The sequence below is a fragment of the Enterococcus sp. DIV0170 genome (assembly GCF_051710765.1).
GTDB classification, from domain to species: domain Bacteria; phylum Bacillota; class Bacilli; order Lactobacillales; family Enterococcaceae; genus Enterococcus_A; species Enterococcus_A raffinosus.
This window is the reverse complement of sequence record NZ_JBIOLG010000001.1, coordinates 1949771-1966376: the sequence shown is the minus strand read 5'-3', so window position 1 is coordinate 1966376 and position 16606 is coordinate 1949771. Positions and strand designations below refer to the sequence as shown.

Here is a 16606-nt window from a genome sequence, read left to right as displayed (position 1 = left end):
AATAAAAATGGTTAGGAGGACACAGAGATGTTAGATTTGAACCAAATGGCTGAGGTATGCCGAAAAGAAGATTATTTAGAGGCTTCTTTATATAGGAAACACAATGTTAAAAAGGGTTTGCGTGACCTCGACGGGAAAGGTGTCTTAGCTGGTTTAACCAATATTTCTACGATTCATCCCCAAATTATGGATGGGGACAAGGTCATTTCCAAGTATGGAGAGTTACGTTATCGTGGAATAGATATCAATGAACTAGTCAACGGTTTTGTTTCAGAAGAACGTTTAGGCTTCGAAGAAATCAGTTATTTGTTATTATTTGGTACCTTGCCGACTCAGACAGAACTCTCGGAATTTAGAGCTTTGATTGGCAAAAGACGAACACTTCCTACAAACTTTGTACGTGATGTTATTATGAAGGCGCCATCACATAATATCATGAACATGATGGCTCGAAGCGTTCTAACATTAGGCTGTTATGACAAAAAAACTGATGATGTTAGTATAGAAAATGTGCTGGATCAGAGCTTGTCTCTTATTGCTACATTTCCAATGATCGCGGTCTATTCCTATCATGCGTATAATCATTATACAAAAGGAGATAGTATGTATATTCATCGGCCAGATGAAAATCTTAGCACAGCAGAAGCAATCTTAACAATGTTACGGCCAGATAAAAAGTATACTTTCCAAGAGGCACAGACATTGGATATGGCCCTTGTTTTACATATGGAACATGGCGGAGGAAATAACTCAACGTTTACAACCAGAGTAGTAACTTCCAGCGGGACAGATACTTATTCAACGATTGCAGCAGCATTAGGTTCATTGAAAGGACCTAAACACGGTGGCGCAAATATCAAAGTTACACAAATGATGGAAGATTTGAAAGCGACTGTCAACGATTGTGAAGACGAGAACGAAATTAGAGATTATTTGGAAAAAATACTGAATAAAGAGGCCTTTGATAAACAAGGGCTGATTTATGGGATGGGGCACGCGATTTATGCTGAATCTGATCCGCGCGCAGAAATTTTTAAACGATATGTTGAAAAATTAGCGGCAGAAAAGGGATCAGAAGCATCTGCCGAGTTTAATTTGTACCGCAAGGTTGAACGCTTAGCACCAGAGATTATTTCTGAAAAACGTAAAGTCTATAAAGGAGTCAGTGCGAACATTGATTTCTTCAGCGGGTTTGTCTACCATATGCTCGATTTGCCGCAGGAGTTGTATACACCAATGTTTGCAATCGCTCGGATTGTCGGCTGGTCCGCTCATCGAATTGAAGAACTAATCAACGTACAAAAGATTATTCGTCCAGCTTATATGGAAGTCTCAGAGGATCGTGTGTACCAAGAACTGATCAAACGATAAAAAAACCGTCAGAATATTTCTGACGGTTTTTCTAATCCGTAATTAACCCTAGCTCTATACAAGCATTCCAAATCCCATCATCAGATACTGATGATGTCACATGAGCAGCCCTTTCTTTCAAAGCAGATACGGCATTACCCATGGCAACAGGGAAGCCTACCACATCAAACATAGTGAAATCATTTTCTTCATCACCGAAGGCTAAAGCTTGTTCTGTCGAAATGTTCATGGCGCTACATATTTTCTGAATCCCTTCTGATTTTGTTCCGTTCCTCAAATGAATACTTGCTGCGACAGGAGCTACCTTTTCAGCAATTAGAACAGAGTCTTTGGGTAGCTGGTAATCAATTGTCTCATTCCAAGGAACAAGAAGTTGAACAACATCATTGGGTAATGGATCATGACTTTTTAAAATATTATTCTCTGCAATCTGATGCTTCATTGTTTTATTCGATTCAAAGCAATATAAATTGTGTGGTGTTTCAATCAAGCAGTCAATTTCTCGTTCTTGTAGATGATCTAACACATTATTTAGTAATTTGGGGGACAATACATTTTTGTGAATCATCTTTCCCTGGTAGTGAACACAATTACCATTAGAAGAAATAATGCTACTTACTCCTAAGTCAGAAGCAAATTCATCGATTAATTGGTAGTGCCGCCCCGAAGCTATCACAGGTTCAATATTATTTTCTTTTAGCTGCTTTAGTGCTTTTTTTGCAGAATCCGGAATGCGATCCAGAAAAGATAAGTGATGTGGTAATCGATGGTCCACTAGTGTACCGTCAATGTCAAAAAAGGCCACATGATAATCATTCATACGTTTTCCTCCTTAATGAATTCGATTACACTAATTATAAAAGAAAAAAGGCGATACAGCACGAAACTTTTTAAAACCCTTCTGTTAATGTGAACGTAATGAGTTCGATAGCAAAGTAACTAATGATTTGCATAAAAAAACGTTTAGAAGTATAAAATAAAATTAAAACAATTTCAGCAAAAGGCTAATCTTTCCAATTGCTTAGAAATTCGCTACAATAATAAAAAAGATAGTTGGAGCGTACGAAATGAAAAAAATTACAATCAAAGAGGTTGCCGAAGAAGCAGGGGTTTCTAAAACAACGATCTCTCGATTTTTAAATAATAACTATGGCAATATGTCTAAAGAGACAAAGGAAAAAATAGCGGAAGTAATTGAACGGTTGAATTACCGTCCTAGTAAGCAGGCCCAAGCATTAAAATCAAAACATAGCTATTTGATTGGTGTTGTGGTTGCCGATATTTCTAATCTTTATTCCTCCTTATTATTAAAAGGAATTGGATCGATTCTTGAAAAAAGCGGCTACCAAATGATTATTGTGGATGCTGCAAATTCCGTAAAACAAGAAAAAGAACTTTTGGAAAAACTGATTGATCAAAACGTCGAAGGAATTATTCTACAACCATCCTCACGACAAACGGCCAATTATGATTTCATTACTGAACGAAATATTCCATTACTATTAGTTGATCGACAAACTGAGCCAGAAAAGTGGTCTTCCGTGATGACCAATAATATCGACTCGACACAAGAAGTTATAGAGAAGGCGCTAGCTAAAGGTTATGAAAATGTAGTTGTTATTAGCGAACCCGTACAAGATGTGAGTACCAGAGAACTCCGTTATGAGACGGTTAAGAAAACAATGGAGAAAGCTGGAAAAGGATGGAAGCTGCTTGAAGTAACAGATGAAGATCAATTAACTGAATCTTTGCCACCGATTATCGCTGATACAAGAAAAAATTTACTCTTTGCATCAAATGGCCGAGTTTTAATGGATGTTCTTGCTTGGCTGATCCAACATGGAATCAAAATACCAGAGGATGTGGGAATTACTGGTTTCGATGATTGGAATTTAACAGAGCTTGTTGGACCAGGAATAACGAGTATCGAACAGCCATCTAGAGAAATTGGGAAAATTGCTGGTCAATATTTGATGGATCTGTTAATTAAACGTGAAATACAACAGGAAATTATCGTGCCTTCAGTTATTCGTTGGCGGAAATCAGTTTAATTTAGTTATTTTAAAAAAGATGTTTTTCTAAGATAAGTTATGTTTAGAAACCGATTTCTAAACATAGCTTATTTTATTTTGTTCAAAAAAATGTTTTTTAAAAATGAAACCGTTGACATTATTTGGAAACCGGTTTACTATACGTATATAGAAACCGGTTAACCAATTGAAGGGAAGCGAAATTATGAAGAAAGAAAAATTAGTTCTAAATTTTTTAGTTTTTGCTGATAAAGTTAAAGATGGAGCACTTCAGGCTGATTTATTACAAAAAGCCGCAGACTTAGGATTTACACAGGTTGAAATTAGAAGAGAGTATTTTAGAGATATTAACGAAGAAAAAAATGTTATTGAATCAGAAGCGAAGCGCTTGGGGCTAGACTTGTTTTACAGTGTTCCTGATGAGGTCTATGTTAATGGAAAAATCAATCCTAAGTTAGAACAATATGTGATTGAAGCAAAACAAATGGGTGTTAAGCATATTAAATGGAACATTGGCGACTACAATGGTGAACTCTATCTGAATGAATTGAAAGCGCTTCTTGATAGGGGTATAGCTATTTCAATTGAAAATGATCAAACCCAAACATCTGGAACAATCGCTGCAATTGACACTTATATGAAGGCTGTGACGAAAGCAGGCGTTAACATTGGGTATGTTTATGATCTTGGAAATTGGCGATTTGTTGGAGAAGATGAAAGAGCGGCTGCTGAATTACTAAAAGATTATGTACAGTATATCCATGTAAAGGATGTTCAATTGGTAGACCAAAATCCACAGGCTATTGGGCTTGATCATGGGGAAATTGATTGGCGAAAAGTTTTACAAATTTTACCACAAGACGTTCCTGTCGCAATTGAGTATCCGACAACTATAACTACTGAAATTTTAGAGGCAAAGAAATTATTAGAAGGAAACGGTAAGTAAAAGTGTCTAGATGATAAACTGGCACGTCGCTGTGTTGTGTCGGATTGTCGAAAGGTCAAACAAAATACAACGAATTCATTCATATAGTTTAGGAGGAAGTATTATGACCGAGCAACAAACAAAGATTGATCCAGAAAAATTCGCGTATCATTTTATGGAAACGATTCATCGACCAGAGATTGATAAAGAAAATATGGAAGGTGCCGCAAAAGAAGCATTGGCAGCATACTTGACTGGTTACTATTTAATTCAAAAATTTAATCATATGGAAAATGATTTTTTTGTTGAAGATCATGGGAAACCAATCTCAAAATATCAACGTATCTTAAGTGAGTTAAATAAATATTAGGAGGTGAACCACCGTGGGGAGTGCAATAACTGGAATACTATTAGCAGTAACTTTTATCATCTTTGTTCTTTATGCTATGAAAGGCGGGAACTTAACTGTTGGTTTCTTTGTAATGGCTGTTCTGTGGACAATCATCGGAATGGTTCCCTTTAATACGGCTGTTAAAGAAATCTTTACTGAACCCGTATTGAATTATGGGAAAACAGCTTCATATATCATCTTCGGTTCATGGTTTGGTCGAGTGTTGGTTGATACGGGGATTGCTGGTAGTATCAGTCGCCGTACAGAAAAGGTTGGAAAGAAGAGTCCAGTCTTAGCTACGATTTTAATCGCTCTTGTAATCGCTTTAATATTTACTAGTTCATATGGTGTGGGTTCTGCTATAGCAGTTGGAGTCATTTTATTCCCAATCATGTTTTCAATCGGTGTACCAAAAAATATTGCAGTATCTATTTTTACCATCGCAATTGGTGCAGCGATGTATGTCAATAATGTATTGTTCGTTCAATTTCAAGTTTTTTTTCCAAAAGTTGAATGGGGTCCGCACTATCAACGTTTTGGTTTTGTAGCGATGGGCGTCCAAATGGTGATTTTGATCCTATTTATCTTGTTTAATGCGAAGAAAATTCGAAATGGCAAGCCTGAGATCATTGAAAGTGATAGTGAAGAAGAAATTGTTGAAGTCCCTGTCTGGACCTATGTGTTGCCAGTCATGCCTGTGGCATTAAGTATTTTTGCTAAATGGGATGCAGTACCAGCACTCTTATTATCTACAATTATTGCCTTCGCTGCTACTGGTAATATGAAACGTTACAGCAAATTTGTCACTATGATGAATGAAACCGCTAAACATGCAATTAGTGACATTGCTGGCTTATTGATTATGCTGTTTGTCTTAACGATGTTCCAATCCGCCGCAGTTCATGCAATGAGTGGTTTCACTAGTGTATTCCAAGAGATCATTCCAAGCAGCAAGCTTGTTCTAATCATTATTGTGGCCATTATCGCACCACTTTCGTACTTCAGAGGACCATTGATGTTGTATGGTGCAGGTGCTGCTACTGCGGCAATCTTGGTAGGAACGGGGATGTTTGACCAATACTTCTTATATGGATTGCTAGTTGTACCGTCTATGATGGGGGTATCTGCATGTATTACTCAATCATGGAACTTATGGTCTGTCCAATATGCTGGGTTAGACACCAAAACCTTCCTATTGACGGGAATGCCATGGGCTTGGGCTGCGACTGTTCTAAATTTAGTCGCTGCGTATATCTTGCTGTAACAAATAACTATTAGTTTCATTATTTAAATGACTTGAAAATACATTAAATTTGAAAAGGAGTAATAAACATGAGTGAATTTTTGACTATCGGAGAACCTATTGCATTATTTGGATCGGAAGAGGTAGACAAGTCTCTAAAAGACGCTTGCCACTTTCAAAAATTTCTTGCTGGTGCAGAAGTGAATGTTGCCGTCGGAGTATCACGTTTAGGGCATAGCAGCGAATACATTACACAGGTCGGAAAAGATCCTTTCGGTGAATTTATCATTGACCGCTTGCATGAGAATAAAATTGGAACCGATTATATTTCTGAAACTGCTGATTTTTGGACAGCATTTCAATTAAAGGATCGTGTCAGTCAAGGAGATCCAAGTATTTTCTACTTTCGTAAAGGATCCGCCGCAGCGCATTTTGATCAGGCTGTGTTGGATAAAATTGATTTTTCGGAAGTAAAGATGGCGCATCTATCGGGTATTTTCCCAGCGATTTCAAAAGAAGCGCAAAAAGCGTTCAGGTACTTAATCAATCTATTAGAAAAAAATCAAATTCGAACAACGTTTGATCCTAATCTGCGCCCTCAACTTTGGGCGAGCCAAGAAGAAATGATAACAACAATCAATGGTTTAGCGTCACATGCTGAGATTGTGTTACCAGGAATCAATGAGGGTGAAATTTTAATGGGTAGCCGTGAGCCCGAAGCAATCGCAGATTTTTATCTAAATAATGGTGAGGTTACTCAAACAGTCATCGTAAAATTAGGCACTGATGGCGCATATGTAAAACAGAAAGACGGAACAAGTTATACTGTACCAGGCTTTACAGTTGAAAAGGTTGTGGACACTGTTGGAGCAGGGGATGGATTTGCGGTGGGATTAATCACTGCTTTAATAGAAGAAAAAACATTAGAAGAGGCAGTTGTTCGAGCCAATGCGATCGGTGCGATGGCTGTTCAGTCACCTGGAGATAATGACGGTTACCCAACACCGCAGGAGTTAGAAGAATTTTTACAAAAACAGGAAGTGGAAGCATGAGATTACAAACGGCAATTGACCGTGTCTCAATGGAAGATGCAGTCCATTTAGCGGAACAATTAAATGGTAAAACAGACATTTTAGAAATGGGCACGTCATTAGTGAAGGATTATGGTAATTTAGCGATAGAAAAATTGAGAGAAGCATTGTCAGAAACTAGTTTACTGGTAGACAGTAAAACTATTGATGAAGGTGCTTATGAGTTTACACAGGCATTTCGTCACGGAGCTGATATTGTTACTGCGATGGGGGCAGCATCTGTCGAAACTCTGAGAGCATGCTATGAAGTAGCGGAGCAGGAGAAGAAAACGATGATGATTGATCTGTTAGAAGTTGAAGAGGATAAGATTGAGAAAATCAAGGGCTTTCCAAATGCGATTTACGCGCTGCACCATTCTATTGATCGTAAAGATCAGTTTGATGCAATAGCTAGCGTTGCAGCTTTTCGAAAAAGATTTCCAGAAATTAAACGACTGGCAATTGCGGGTGGCATTGATTTACAGCAGGCAAAGTCTTTAACAGAACAAGGGATTATTGAAATTGTCATAGTAGGATCAAAAATTGCTAAAGCTAAAGATCCTTTACAAGCAGTAAATGAATTTATGGGAGCTGTTCATTAATGAAAACAATCGAAACAATTATGCAAGAAATCAATCAAGTCATGGAATTAGTAGATGAACAAGAATTAGATCAAGCAATGCCACTGATCCAAAAGAACAAACGAGTCTTTGTTATCGGTGCGGGTCGAAGTGGCTTTCAGGCAAAAGGGTTTGCTATGCGTTTGATGCATATAGGCTATACAGATTATGTTATGGGTGAAACAATCACTCCGTCTATTCAAAAAGGGGATACATGGATTGCCATTTCAGGATCAGGAACTACAAAGGGGATAGTGGCAGATACTGAAGCAGCAAAAAAAATGGGCTTGTCTATTATTGTTTTGACAAGTGATAAAGAGTCGCCGTTGGCAAAATTAGCTGATCGAGTGATTGTAGTACCAGGAGCGACTAAAACAGGCGCGGGTGTAAAATCTATTCAACTATTGTCCACACTGTTCGATCAAACGGTACACATCACCTTAGATGCATTAACGTTGAAACTTGCTCAGAGAGATCAAACATCAAATGAAGATGCGCTTCACGAACATGTGAATGTAGAGTAGGTGAAAACAATGAAAAAGCCTGAAGTACTTACACGTATTGAAAAAGCTGGTGTCGTCGCTGTAATAAGAGAAAAATCTAGTGAAGATGCTTATAACGCTGCCAAAGCAGTTGTAAAGGGAGGAATAAAAGGAATTGAAGTAACCTTTTCTGTTCCACAAGCAGCGAAACTAATCACCAACCTGAAAAAAATGGTTGAAAGTGATTCTGAGGTTGTCATAGGCGCAGGGACCGTTTTAGATGCGATAACTGCTCGTTTAGCGATTGAAGCGGGCGCAGAATTCATTGTTAGTCCATGTTTCGATCAGACAACCGCTGAGCTTTGCAACCTATATCAAGTTCCATATATTCCCGGGTGTATGACTGTGACAGAAATGCAGCAGGCAATGAAAAGCGGCTCAGAGCTTGTAAAACTATTTCCAGCTAATAATTTTACACCACAAATGATCAAAGCAGCGAAAGCACCTTTGCCCCAGTTGAATATTATGCCTACTGGGGGCATTAATCTAGATAATTTATCAGAATGGAAACAAGCAGGTGCGGTAGTTGTAGGTGTAGGCGGTAATTTATTTAAGGGTGTAAAAGAAAATGACTTTATTCAGGTAACAAATGCGTCGAAAGAATATTTAAAAAAATGGCAAAATAGCTAATACTTTTTTTGATAGTTTTCTTGTTTATTGAAAAATAGACAAGAAAACTAATTTTTTTATAAAATTAAATAACCAGTGTAATTTTATAGGCGAAATGCATACGCATTTTAACCAAAAATACTTGCAGTTATTTATTCATTTTTGTAAATAAAAATAATAAAATTGTGTTTTATATTCTCCTGGAATCCTTGTAAATAGGCGGAAACATATGATAATATTTCTTTGATAAGGAAATTTATTCTTTAAAGGAGGAAATTATGAATAATTTTGAAGAAGAAATCCACCTGATTCTTGAAAGTAAAAAAGAGCGAATGATTGATATCCGACGTTATTTACACGCGCACCCTGAGTTATCTTTCAAGGAACAAAAAACAGCGAAGTACATTGCTGAGTTTTATCAAGAGTTAGATTGTAAGGTGGAAGAAAATGTAGGCGGTTACGGAGTAGTTGTTGAAATTGACAGTGGAAAGCCAGGGAAGAATGTAGCGTTGCGAGCTGATTTTGATGCGTTACCAATCCAAGAGGAAACAGGGTTGCCTTTTGCATCAGAAAACCCTGGGGTAATGCATGCTTGTGGTCATGACGCTCATACGGCTTATATGCTGATCTTAGCAGAGAGTCTAATCGAAATGAAGAATCGATTGAATGGGAAAATTACAATTCTTCATCAACCGGCAGAAGAAACACCGCCTGGAGGAGCTATCCAAATGATTCAAGATGGTTGTCTTCAAGGGGTGGACCATGTGCTTGGTTGTCATGTAATGTCTGGATTTGATTTAGGAACTGTTTATTATCATGCTGGAGCAACACAAACCGGACGTGCAACATTCAAACTAAAGATCCAAGGGAAAGGGAGCCACGGCTCGATGCCAAATGCTGGAATCGATGCTGTATTAGTCGGAAGCCAAATTGTTGTCAATCTACAAAGTATTGTCAGCAGACGTGTGAATCCATTTGATATGACGACTTTAACTGTTGGGTCCTTTGACGGAAAAGGTTCTGCGAATGTTCTGAAAGATGCTGTTTTTCTTGAAGGGGACATTCGCATGATGAATGAGGCGAGTCGATCAACTGTTAAAGAGGCTTTTGAAGCTGTGGTTAAAGGTGTTTGTGAAGCTTATGGTGCTTCTTTCGAGCTAGATTATGTTGACGATTATCCAGTTTTGATGAATGATCCAGACTTGACTGGTTTTGTTGCAAACTGCTTAAAGGAACATTCTTTTACAGAATTAAAAAATGTTATTGACAGTGGACCAATCGCACCTTCTGAAGATTTTGCCTATTATTGTCAAGAAAGGCCTAGCTGTTTCTTTTATATAGGGGCAACAGGAGAAGGACAAACTGCTTATCCTCATCACCATCCCAAATTTGATATTGATGAAGCGTCTATGCTGATTGCTGCTAAATCAATGGCGACTATTGTTTCAGGCTATTTTAGTCAGGAGACTTAGTTATGGGGGATAAAAAGATTTTCTACGGATGGAAAGTTGTCATCGGATGTGTATGTATTACCGCGACAGTTGTTCCGATGGTTATGTCATTAGCTAACGTTTATCTTCTATCTGTCACAGAAGATATGGGGATTTCTCGCAGTGCTTTTACTTTAGTCAATACCATCACACAATCGATGGGTATAGTATTTTCTCCATTTGTGGCACGAAAATTGGCAACTGGAAATCTAAAAAGGATTCAAACGATCGCGTTACTGTTATTCATTGCGGCATATTTTAGCTTTTCATTTGCCACAGCTGTTTGGCAACTATATCTATTGGCAATTGTATTGGGAGTTGCTTACACAAGCAGTACACTGATTCCTGTAAGTATGATTATTACGAACTGGTTTGAGGAAAAGCGTGGATTGGCGATGAGTATTGCTATGGCAGGTATAGGATTGGGGGGCTTCATTTTTAGTCCCGTATTGAGCTACCTGTTAGCAAATTTCGGCTGGCGTGCTTCCTATCGAATTATCGCAATTCTATTGTTGGTCATTACCATTCCCGTCTCATTGTTTGTGCTGAAAAAAACGCCGGCGGAAATGGGCTTACAGGCTTATGGTGCCAGTGATAAGTCCATTCAAGCGGAAAGGGCTGAAAGCAAAGAAACGCTAAAGATCAATCAACTAATCAAACAGCCGATCTTTTTAATGCTGGTGATTGGTATTTTCTGTAATGGGTTGCTGAATTCTGGATCATTAGGGCAGTTTCCGCCGGCTCTTGAAGAAATGCATGGGGTAGTTGTAAAATCCTCTATCATTTCGTTGTATTCTTTAGTCGGAGTTTTTGGGAAATTAATATTAGGCTGGATTGACGATCGGTTTGGAACAGTAAAAAGTACAATATTTGGATGTGGCTTCATGACATTAGCTTTTATTTTGTTACTAAATGGGCATCAGATTGTGATGGTCTATCTGATGGCAGTCTGTTTCGGATTGGGAACACCTATTGGAACCGTATCGCCACCACTAATTACGGCTCGTATTTACGGCAGAAAACATTATGCTGACGTTTATGGATTAATTAGTAGTATTTCACAGGTTGGCTTAACATTTGGTTCTTTATTGATAGCGAATATCTATGACAAAACAGGTTCCTATCAAACAGGTTGGCAATTACTGATTGCTTTAACGATTATTACAATGATCACTTGGATATTTTCAATGCAAATACCGAAAAGAAAAGGCAATACCTTAGAAGCCGAATAGTAAAACAAATACCCTTCAAACATCGTAACAGTGTTTGAAGGGTATTTGTTTTACTCAATTTGAATTACTTTTACTCCGGCATTCATGATTTCGCTCAATCTTTTTTGTGAGCAAAATTGATCGGTTATCAAGTAATCAAAGACAGATATATCCGCAATTTTGAATTTTGAGGTCAGTCCGATTTTTCGATGATCAGCAACTAGAATTTTACATCTAGTTGTTTTATTGATCATCATTTCATTAATAGTAGACTCATTTAGGATTTTAGTTGTTACCCCATCTTCTACGCTGACACCGCTGCATCCGATGACACAAACATCTGCATTCATTGAAGAGATTGTATTTAATGCAATATCACCGACTAATGCTTCTTTTGGAAATCGCATTTCTCCCCCTGTCAGAATATAGCTGCAATTATCTTTGTGAGGGGAGTAATTGACTTTTACATTGTTGGTAACAATCGTTAGATGATTGGAATGAATAAAGTCTAAGGTTTTTAATGCGGTCGAGCTTGAATTAATGAATAGTGTATCGTAATCGTTAATATATTTACTAGCTTCTCTTGCAATCGCTTGCTTGATTCTTTCTGGACCAGATTGATCAAAGTCGGTCTTATTATCATAATTGTAGGAGCAGTAACCATAATTACGGATAATATCGTTCTTTTCTTCCAATAAGTTTAAATCTCTCCGAATCGTACTAATCGATACGCCTAAAGACTGCGCCAGTTCAAGAGTCGTCATTTTTTCCGATTGCTGGAGTAGCTCTAGAATCTCTTTTTGACGTTTATCGATATTTATGAGTGAGTTCTTCATTGTTTTACCTCCTATAGGACACTTAGTCTGTATAAATGATTTTAATCATCGAGAAGTTCGTTTAAAATTCTTTAACCGCTTACATTATACTAAGAAAATCATTAAAAATGGAAAGAAAATCATATAAAGAGTAGAAAGTCATATAAAAGGGTTTTCATAGCTTCGAAAACACTTTAAGCTTTAAATGTAAGTCATAACAAACATATGTGAGGAGCAATCATAATGAGTAAAAACATCAATGAAGTTACTAAAGAAAGCTGGGTATTAGATACCTTTCCCGAATGGGGAACATATTTAAATGAGGAAATTGAATCAGAAGTAGTTAAAGAAGGAACTTTCGCTATGTGGTGGTTGGGCTGTACAGGAATTTGGCTGAAGAGCCATGAAGGAACCAATATCTTGTGTGACTTATGGTGTGGAACGGGGAAACGTAGTCATGGTAACGGTATGATGAAAAAAGGCCATCAAATGATGCGAATGAGCGGTGTACAAAAGATGCAGCCTAACTTACGAACACAGCCATTTGTCATTGATCCGTTTGAAGTGAAAAATGTCGATGCTCTTGTCGTAACACATATCCATTCCGATCATCTTGATATCAATACAGCGGCGGCAGTTCATCAAAATTGCCCAGAAGCAAAATTTGTTGGCCCAACAGAAGTCGTTAACACTTGGTTGAAATGGGGGATTCCAAAAGAAAAGACAATCATTGTAAAACCAGGAGATAAAGTCAAAATCAAAGATATTAATGTAGTGGCTTTAGAAGCCTTTGACCGGACGGCCTTAGTAACTTATGAAGACCCAGAAGTAACATTAAAAGGGAAAGTACCGCAAGACATGGATCAAATCGCTGTGAACTATCTATTCGAAACATCTGGCGGCAATCTTTACCATGCAGGAGATTCACATTATTCAAATATGTTTGCTAAGCATGGAAATGAACACCAAATTGATGTTTGTCTTGGCGCCTATGGTGAAAATCCACGAGGCATCACCGATAAGGTAACTTCTGTGGATATGCTTCGGATGGCGGAATCGCTCAATGCAAAAGTGGTTATTCCAGTTCATTACGACATTTGGGCGAACTTCATGGCAGATCCAAAGGAAATCACTGAAATATGGAAATTCAAAAAAGACCGATTGAAATATGATTTTAAGCCATATATTTGGCAAGTTGGCGGGAAATTCATTTATCCAACAGATAGAGATGATCTTGAATTTAACTTCTATCGCGGTTTTGAAGATGTCTTCTCAATAGAAAATGACACGCCATTTCCATCATTCCTATAGAAGAAAGGAGCAGCAACATGCTTAAATATTTTTTTGATAATGAACTAATCAACTATTCCGAAAAAGAAATAACGGATTGGCGAGAGGCGATTGCTGAAAGCTGCCATTTATTGTTGGAGAAAAAGATTATCAGTCAAACCTATGTGGATGAAATCATACGCTGTGTAGAAGAGCATGGTCCTTATATAGTCATTGTTCCAGGAGTAGCAATGCCACATTCTTCTGAGGACAGCGAAGGGGTTTTTGGAACAGCGATCTCATTTACGAAAATGAAGAAGCCGATTCAATTCGATAGTAAAGACGAAGAAAAAGCTGCTATTTTATTTTTTACCCTAGCCGCAAAAAATGCTGAAGAACATATGGAAAATATTCAGAACTTGTCTGAATTACTGATGACAGAAGGTCTAATAGAGCGTCTTGTTGCGACAAATTCGATCGAAGATTATCAAACTGTGATGCAAGAGTATAACTTATAGGAGGAAGAAGTAATGGGGGACTTTTTGTTAAGTATTTGGACATATTTTGCAACAAACATTTTGACACAGCCAGCTTATCTGATCGGATTTATTGTGCTGCTGGGGTATATCTTACTGAAAAGGCCGCTTTATGAATGTGTCGCGGGCTTTTTAAAAGCAACTGTTGGCTACTTTATTTTAACTGTTGGATCAGGTGGCCTAGTAAATAACTTTCGCCCAATCTTAGTTGGATTAAAAGAACGCTTTAACTTAGATGCAATGGTAACCGATCCATACTTTGGACAAAACGCAGTGGATGCTGGGCTGATGGAAACCTTCGGCCGAACATTTGGAGACGTTATGATTTTACTATTGATCGCTTTCGTTATGAATATTTTATTGGTTCGTTTCCAAAAATACACGAAATTACGCTCCGTTTTTACAACAGGAAATGTGCAAATTCAACAGTCGGCCACTGCCTTTTGGATATTATTGTTCTGTTTTCCAGATTTAGGAAGAATTCAAGTGTTGATCTTTATGGGATTAATTTTAGGCTGTTACTGGGCAGTTGCTTCAAACTTGACGGTAGGAATTACACAGGAATTAACGGAGGGGGCAGGTTTTGCTGTTGCTCATCAACAAATGTTTGGGATTTTTATCTTCGCAAAATTAGCTGAATGGATGAAAAAACGGGATGAGAAGAAAAATAAAGCTGAAAAAATGGATAAAAAGTTAGAAGATATTGAATTGCCAGGTTTTTTATCAATCTTCAATGAAAATATGGTAGCAACTTCTTTACTGATGCTTTTCTTTTTTGGAATCATTTTATTGGTGTTAGGTAAGGATTACTTAATTCAGGCAGAATTCATGCAAGAAGGTCAAAGCTTCCTATTCTATATTATGACTACATCGCTGAATTTTGCTGTTTATCTGGCTATCTTGCAATTAGGAGTACGGACTTTCGTTGATGAACTGACTCAATCTTTCCAAGGAATTTCCAATACGATTTTGCCAGGTGCAGTTCCTGGGATTGACGTGGCTGCTACCTTTGGTTTTGGTTCACCTAATGCAGTGACAATTGGTTTCTTGTTTGGTGCTTTAGGCCAGTTCTTAATGATCGGATTGCTAATTCTATTAAAATCTCCAACAATTGTTATTGCAGGATTTATCCCGTTATTCTTTGATAATGCAGTAATTGCTGTTTTCGCAAATAACCGTGGAGGGTTCAAAGCCGCTTGTCTATTTCCGTTTCTTTCGGGGATTATCCAAGTCGGAGGGTCGGCGCTATTTGCAACTTGGATCGGCATGTCAAAATACGGCGGCTATATCGGAATGTTTGACTGGGCGACAGCTTGGCCAGTATTTACAGTCATCATGAAAGTCTTAGGTTATATTGGAATCGCTATCGTTGTGGTGGGGCTACTGATCATTCCGCAACTGCAATATCGGAAAAATCCAGATGGCTACTTTATGATTGTGGATGATTACGAACAATATGCAGAGAAATATCAAGAGCAAAATTAATAAAAAAATAAATTGTTAAAACGAATAAGGAGGAAGTAATAATGAGAATTTTAGTATCTTGTGCGAACGGGTCTGGTACTAGCTTGATGATGATGAGAAGTGTGGAAAAGGCAATGAAGGAATTGAATGTGCCAATCACAAAGATTCACCATTGTGCGATTTCTGAAGGGAAAAGTTCTGCAACGCAATACAATGTCGTTTTTACTCCAGTAAATTTTTTAAATATGTTTACTCAAGCAGAAAAAAAAGGTGTGACAGTAATCGGAATTAAGAACGTAATGTCCGCTAAAGAAATCGGAGAAAAATTTTCGGAATCAGAGTTATATCAAAAAACTAAGTAGAAGAGGAATTTCATAATGAGTAGACCAAATTTACAAATAGCATTGGATCATAATGATTTAGAGCACGCATTAGCAGATATTTTTAAGGTAGGAGCTGTCGTTGATATTATTGAAGTAGGCACGATCTTGTGTTTACAAGAAGGACAAAAAGCAATTCGCTGTATTCGTGGAATGTTTCCAGAAAAAAAATTAGTCGCTGATACCAAATGCGCGGATGCTGGTGGAACAGTTGCGAAAAATGTTGCGAAGGCTGGGGCAGACTTCATGACGGTTATCTGCTGTGCGACGATTCCGACGATGAAAGCAGCGAAAAAAGAAGTGGAAGAATTACAAGTAGAGCTGTATGGGGATTGGACCTACCAGCAGGCCGAAGCTTGGCGTGAGATGGGAATCAAACAAGCGATTTACCATCAAAGCCGTGATGCTTTGCTATCTGGTGAAACTTGGGGCGAAAAAGATTTATCCAAAGTCAAAAAGTTGATTGAAATGGGCTTCAACGTTTCAGTTACTGGTGGGTTAGATGTAGATACATTAAAACTATTCGAAGGAATTGATGTGTACACCTTTATCACAGGACGAGGAATTACAGCGGCTCCCAATCCAGTACAAGCCGCTCAAAACTTCAAGGATGAAATCATTCGAATTTGGGGGCAATAAA

General features: G+C 37.9%; 18 protein-coding genes. 16 read left to right on the top strand and 2 right to left on the bottom strand.

Going from position 1 to position 16606, the window contains the following annotated elements; all coding sequences use genetic code 11:
• Nucleotides 1-45: 45 nt before the first annotated feature.
• Nucleotides 46-1371, top strand: a complete 1326-nt coding sequence (locus IGI50_RS09520) for a citrate/2-methylcitrate synthase (RefSeq protein ID WP_376713201.1) — start codon at nucleotides 46-48, stop codon at nucleotides 1369-1371.
• Between the two features lie 31 nt (nucleotides 1372-1402).
• On the opposite strand, the gene IGI50_RS09515 is transcribed toward IGI50_RS09520, so the two are convergent.
• Entirely contained in the window at nucleotides 1403-2191 is a 789-nt protein-coding gene (locus tag IGI50_RS09515; protein ID WP_218255823.1) for a Cof-type HAD-IIB family hydrolase, read from the bottom strand.
• 247 nt (nucleotides 2192-2438) lie between these two features.
• Here IGI50_RS09515 and IGI50_RS09510 point away from each other — a divergent pair, with 247 nt between their 5' ends.
• From IGI50_RS09510 to IGI50_RS09465, 10 genes are all read left to right on the top strand, one after another.
• Complete coding sequence (locus tag IGI50_RS09510) at nucleotides 2439-3422, top strand: LacI family DNA-binding transcriptional regulator (protein ID WP_438776806.1); 984 nt, start codon at nucleotides 2439-2441, stop codon at nucleotides 3420-3422.
• A gap of 184 nt (nucleotides 3423-3606) precedes the next feature.
• The gene (locus IGI50_RS09505) at nucleotides 3607-4347 is read left to right on the top strand and encodes a sugar phosphate isomerase/epimerase family protein (RefSeq protein ID WP_438776805.1); all 741 of its coding nucleotides are present in this window, start codon (nucleotides 3607-3609) and stop codon (nucleotides 4345-4347) included.
• Between the two features lie 103 nt (nucleotides 4348-4450).
• Nucleotides 4451-4696 (top strand): hypothetical protein, encoded by a 246-nt coding sequence (locus IGI50_RS09500; RefSeq protein WP_218255819.1) that lies wholly within the window; start codon nucleotides 4451-4453, stop codon nucleotides 4694-4696.
• A 13-nt stretch (nucleotides 4697-4709) separates the two neighbouring features.
• Entirely contained in the window at nucleotides 4710-5981 is a 1272-nt protein-coding gene (locus IGI50_RS09495; protein ID WP_218255817.1) for a gluconate:proton symporter, read from the top strand.
• A 68-nt stretch (nucleotides 5982-6049) separates the two neighbouring features.
• Nucleotides 6050-7012, top strand: coding sequence for a sugar kinase (locus IGI50_RS09490; protein WP_438776804.1), 963 nt, complete (start codon nucleotides 6050-6052; stop codon nucleotides 7010-7012).
• Complete coding sequence (locus IGI50_RS09485) at nucleotides 7009-7632, top strand: orotidine 5'-phosphate decarboxylase / HUMPS family protein (RefSeq protein WP_438776803.1); 624 nt, start codon at nucleotides 7009-7011, stop codon at nucleotides 7630-7632. The genes IGI50_RS09490 and IGI50_RS09485 overlap by 4 nt, the downstream gene beginning before the upstream one ends.
• Nucleotides 7632-8174, top strand: a complete 543-nt coding sequence (hxlB, locus tag IGI50_RS09480; RefSeq protein WP_438776802.1) for a 6-phospho-3-hexuloisomerase — start codon at nucleotides 7632-7634, stop codon at nucleotides 8172-8174. Before IGI50_RS09485 ends, hxlB begins: the two co-directional genes overlap by 1 nt.
• Nucleotides 8175-8183: 9 nt before the next feature.
• Complete coding sequence (locus tag IGI50_RS09475; protein WP_438776801.1) at nucleotides 8184-8822, top strand: bifunctional 2-keto-4-hydroxyglutarate aldolase/2-keto-3-deoxy-6-phosphogluconate aldolase; 639 nt, start codon at nucleotides 8184-8186, stop codon at nucleotides 8820-8822.
• Nucleotides 8823-9079: 257 nt separating this feature from the next.
• A complete protein-coding gene (locus IGI50_RS09470) occupies nucleotides 9080-10273 on the top strand; it encodes a M20 family metallopeptidase (RefSeq protein ID WP_311855237.1) in 1194 nt (397 codons plus the stop codon).
• Between the two features lie 2 nt (nucleotides 10274-10275).
• Nucleotides 10276-11523, top strand: coding sequence for an MFS transporter (locus tag IGI50_RS09465; protein ID WP_438776800.1), 1248 nt, complete (start codon nucleotides 10276-10278; stop codon nucleotides 11521-11523).
• Nucleotides 11524-11573: 50 nt separating this feature from the next.
• On the opposite strand, the gene IGI50_RS09460 is transcribed toward IGI50_RS09465, so the two are convergent.
• Nucleotides 11574-12338 carry a DeoR/GlpR family DNA-binding transcription regulator gene (locus tag IGI50_RS09460; RefSeq protein ID WP_218255804.1) on the bottom strand — a complete coding sequence of 255 codons (765 nt, stop codon included), beginning with the start codon at nucleotides 12336-12338 and terminating at the stop codon, nucleotides 11574-11576.
• 222 nt (nucleotides 12339-12560) lie between these two features.
• Here IGI50_RS09460 and ulaG point away from each other — a divergent pair, with 222 nt between their 5' ends.
• From ulaG to IGI50_RS09435, 5 genes are read left to right on the top strand one after another with little or no spacing between them, the layout of a single operon-like run.
• The gene (gene ulaG / locus IGI50_RS09455) at nucleotides 12561-13628 is read left to right on the top strand and encodes an L-ascorbate 6-phosphate lactonase (RefSeq protein ID WP_438776799.1); all 1068 of its coding nucleotides are present in this window, start codon (nucleotides 12561-12563) and stop codon (nucleotides 13626-13628) included.
• A gap of 17 nt (nucleotides 13629-13645) precedes the next feature.
• A complete protein-coding gene (locus IGI50_RS09450; RefSeq protein ID WP_218255800.1) occupies nucleotides 13646-14104 on the top strand; it encodes a PTS sugar transporter subunit IIA in 459 nt (152 codons plus the stop codon).
• A gap of 12 nt (nucleotides 14105-14116) precedes the next feature.
• Complete coding sequence (locus IGI50_RS09445; RefSeq protein WP_218255798.1) at nucleotides 14117-15607, top strand: PTS ascorbate transporter subunit IIC; 1491 nt, start codon at nucleotides 14117-14119, stop codon at nucleotides 15605-15607.
• A gap of 41 nt (nucleotides 15608-15648) precedes the next feature.
• Nucleotides 15649-15948 (top strand): PTS sugar transporter subunit IIB, encoded by a 300-nt coding sequence (locus tag IGI50_RS09440; RefSeq protein ID WP_218255796.1) that lies wholly within the window; start codon nucleotides 15649-15651, stop codon nucleotides 15946-15948.
• A 15-nt stretch (nucleotides 15949-15963) separates the two neighbouring features.
• Nucleotides 15964-16605, top strand: coding sequence for a 3-keto-L-gulonate-6-phosphate decarboxylase UlaD (locus tag IGI50_RS09435; protein WP_218255794.1), 642 nt, complete (start codon nucleotides 15964-15966; stop codon nucleotides 16603-16605).
• Nucleotide 16606 lies beyond the last annotated feature (1 nt).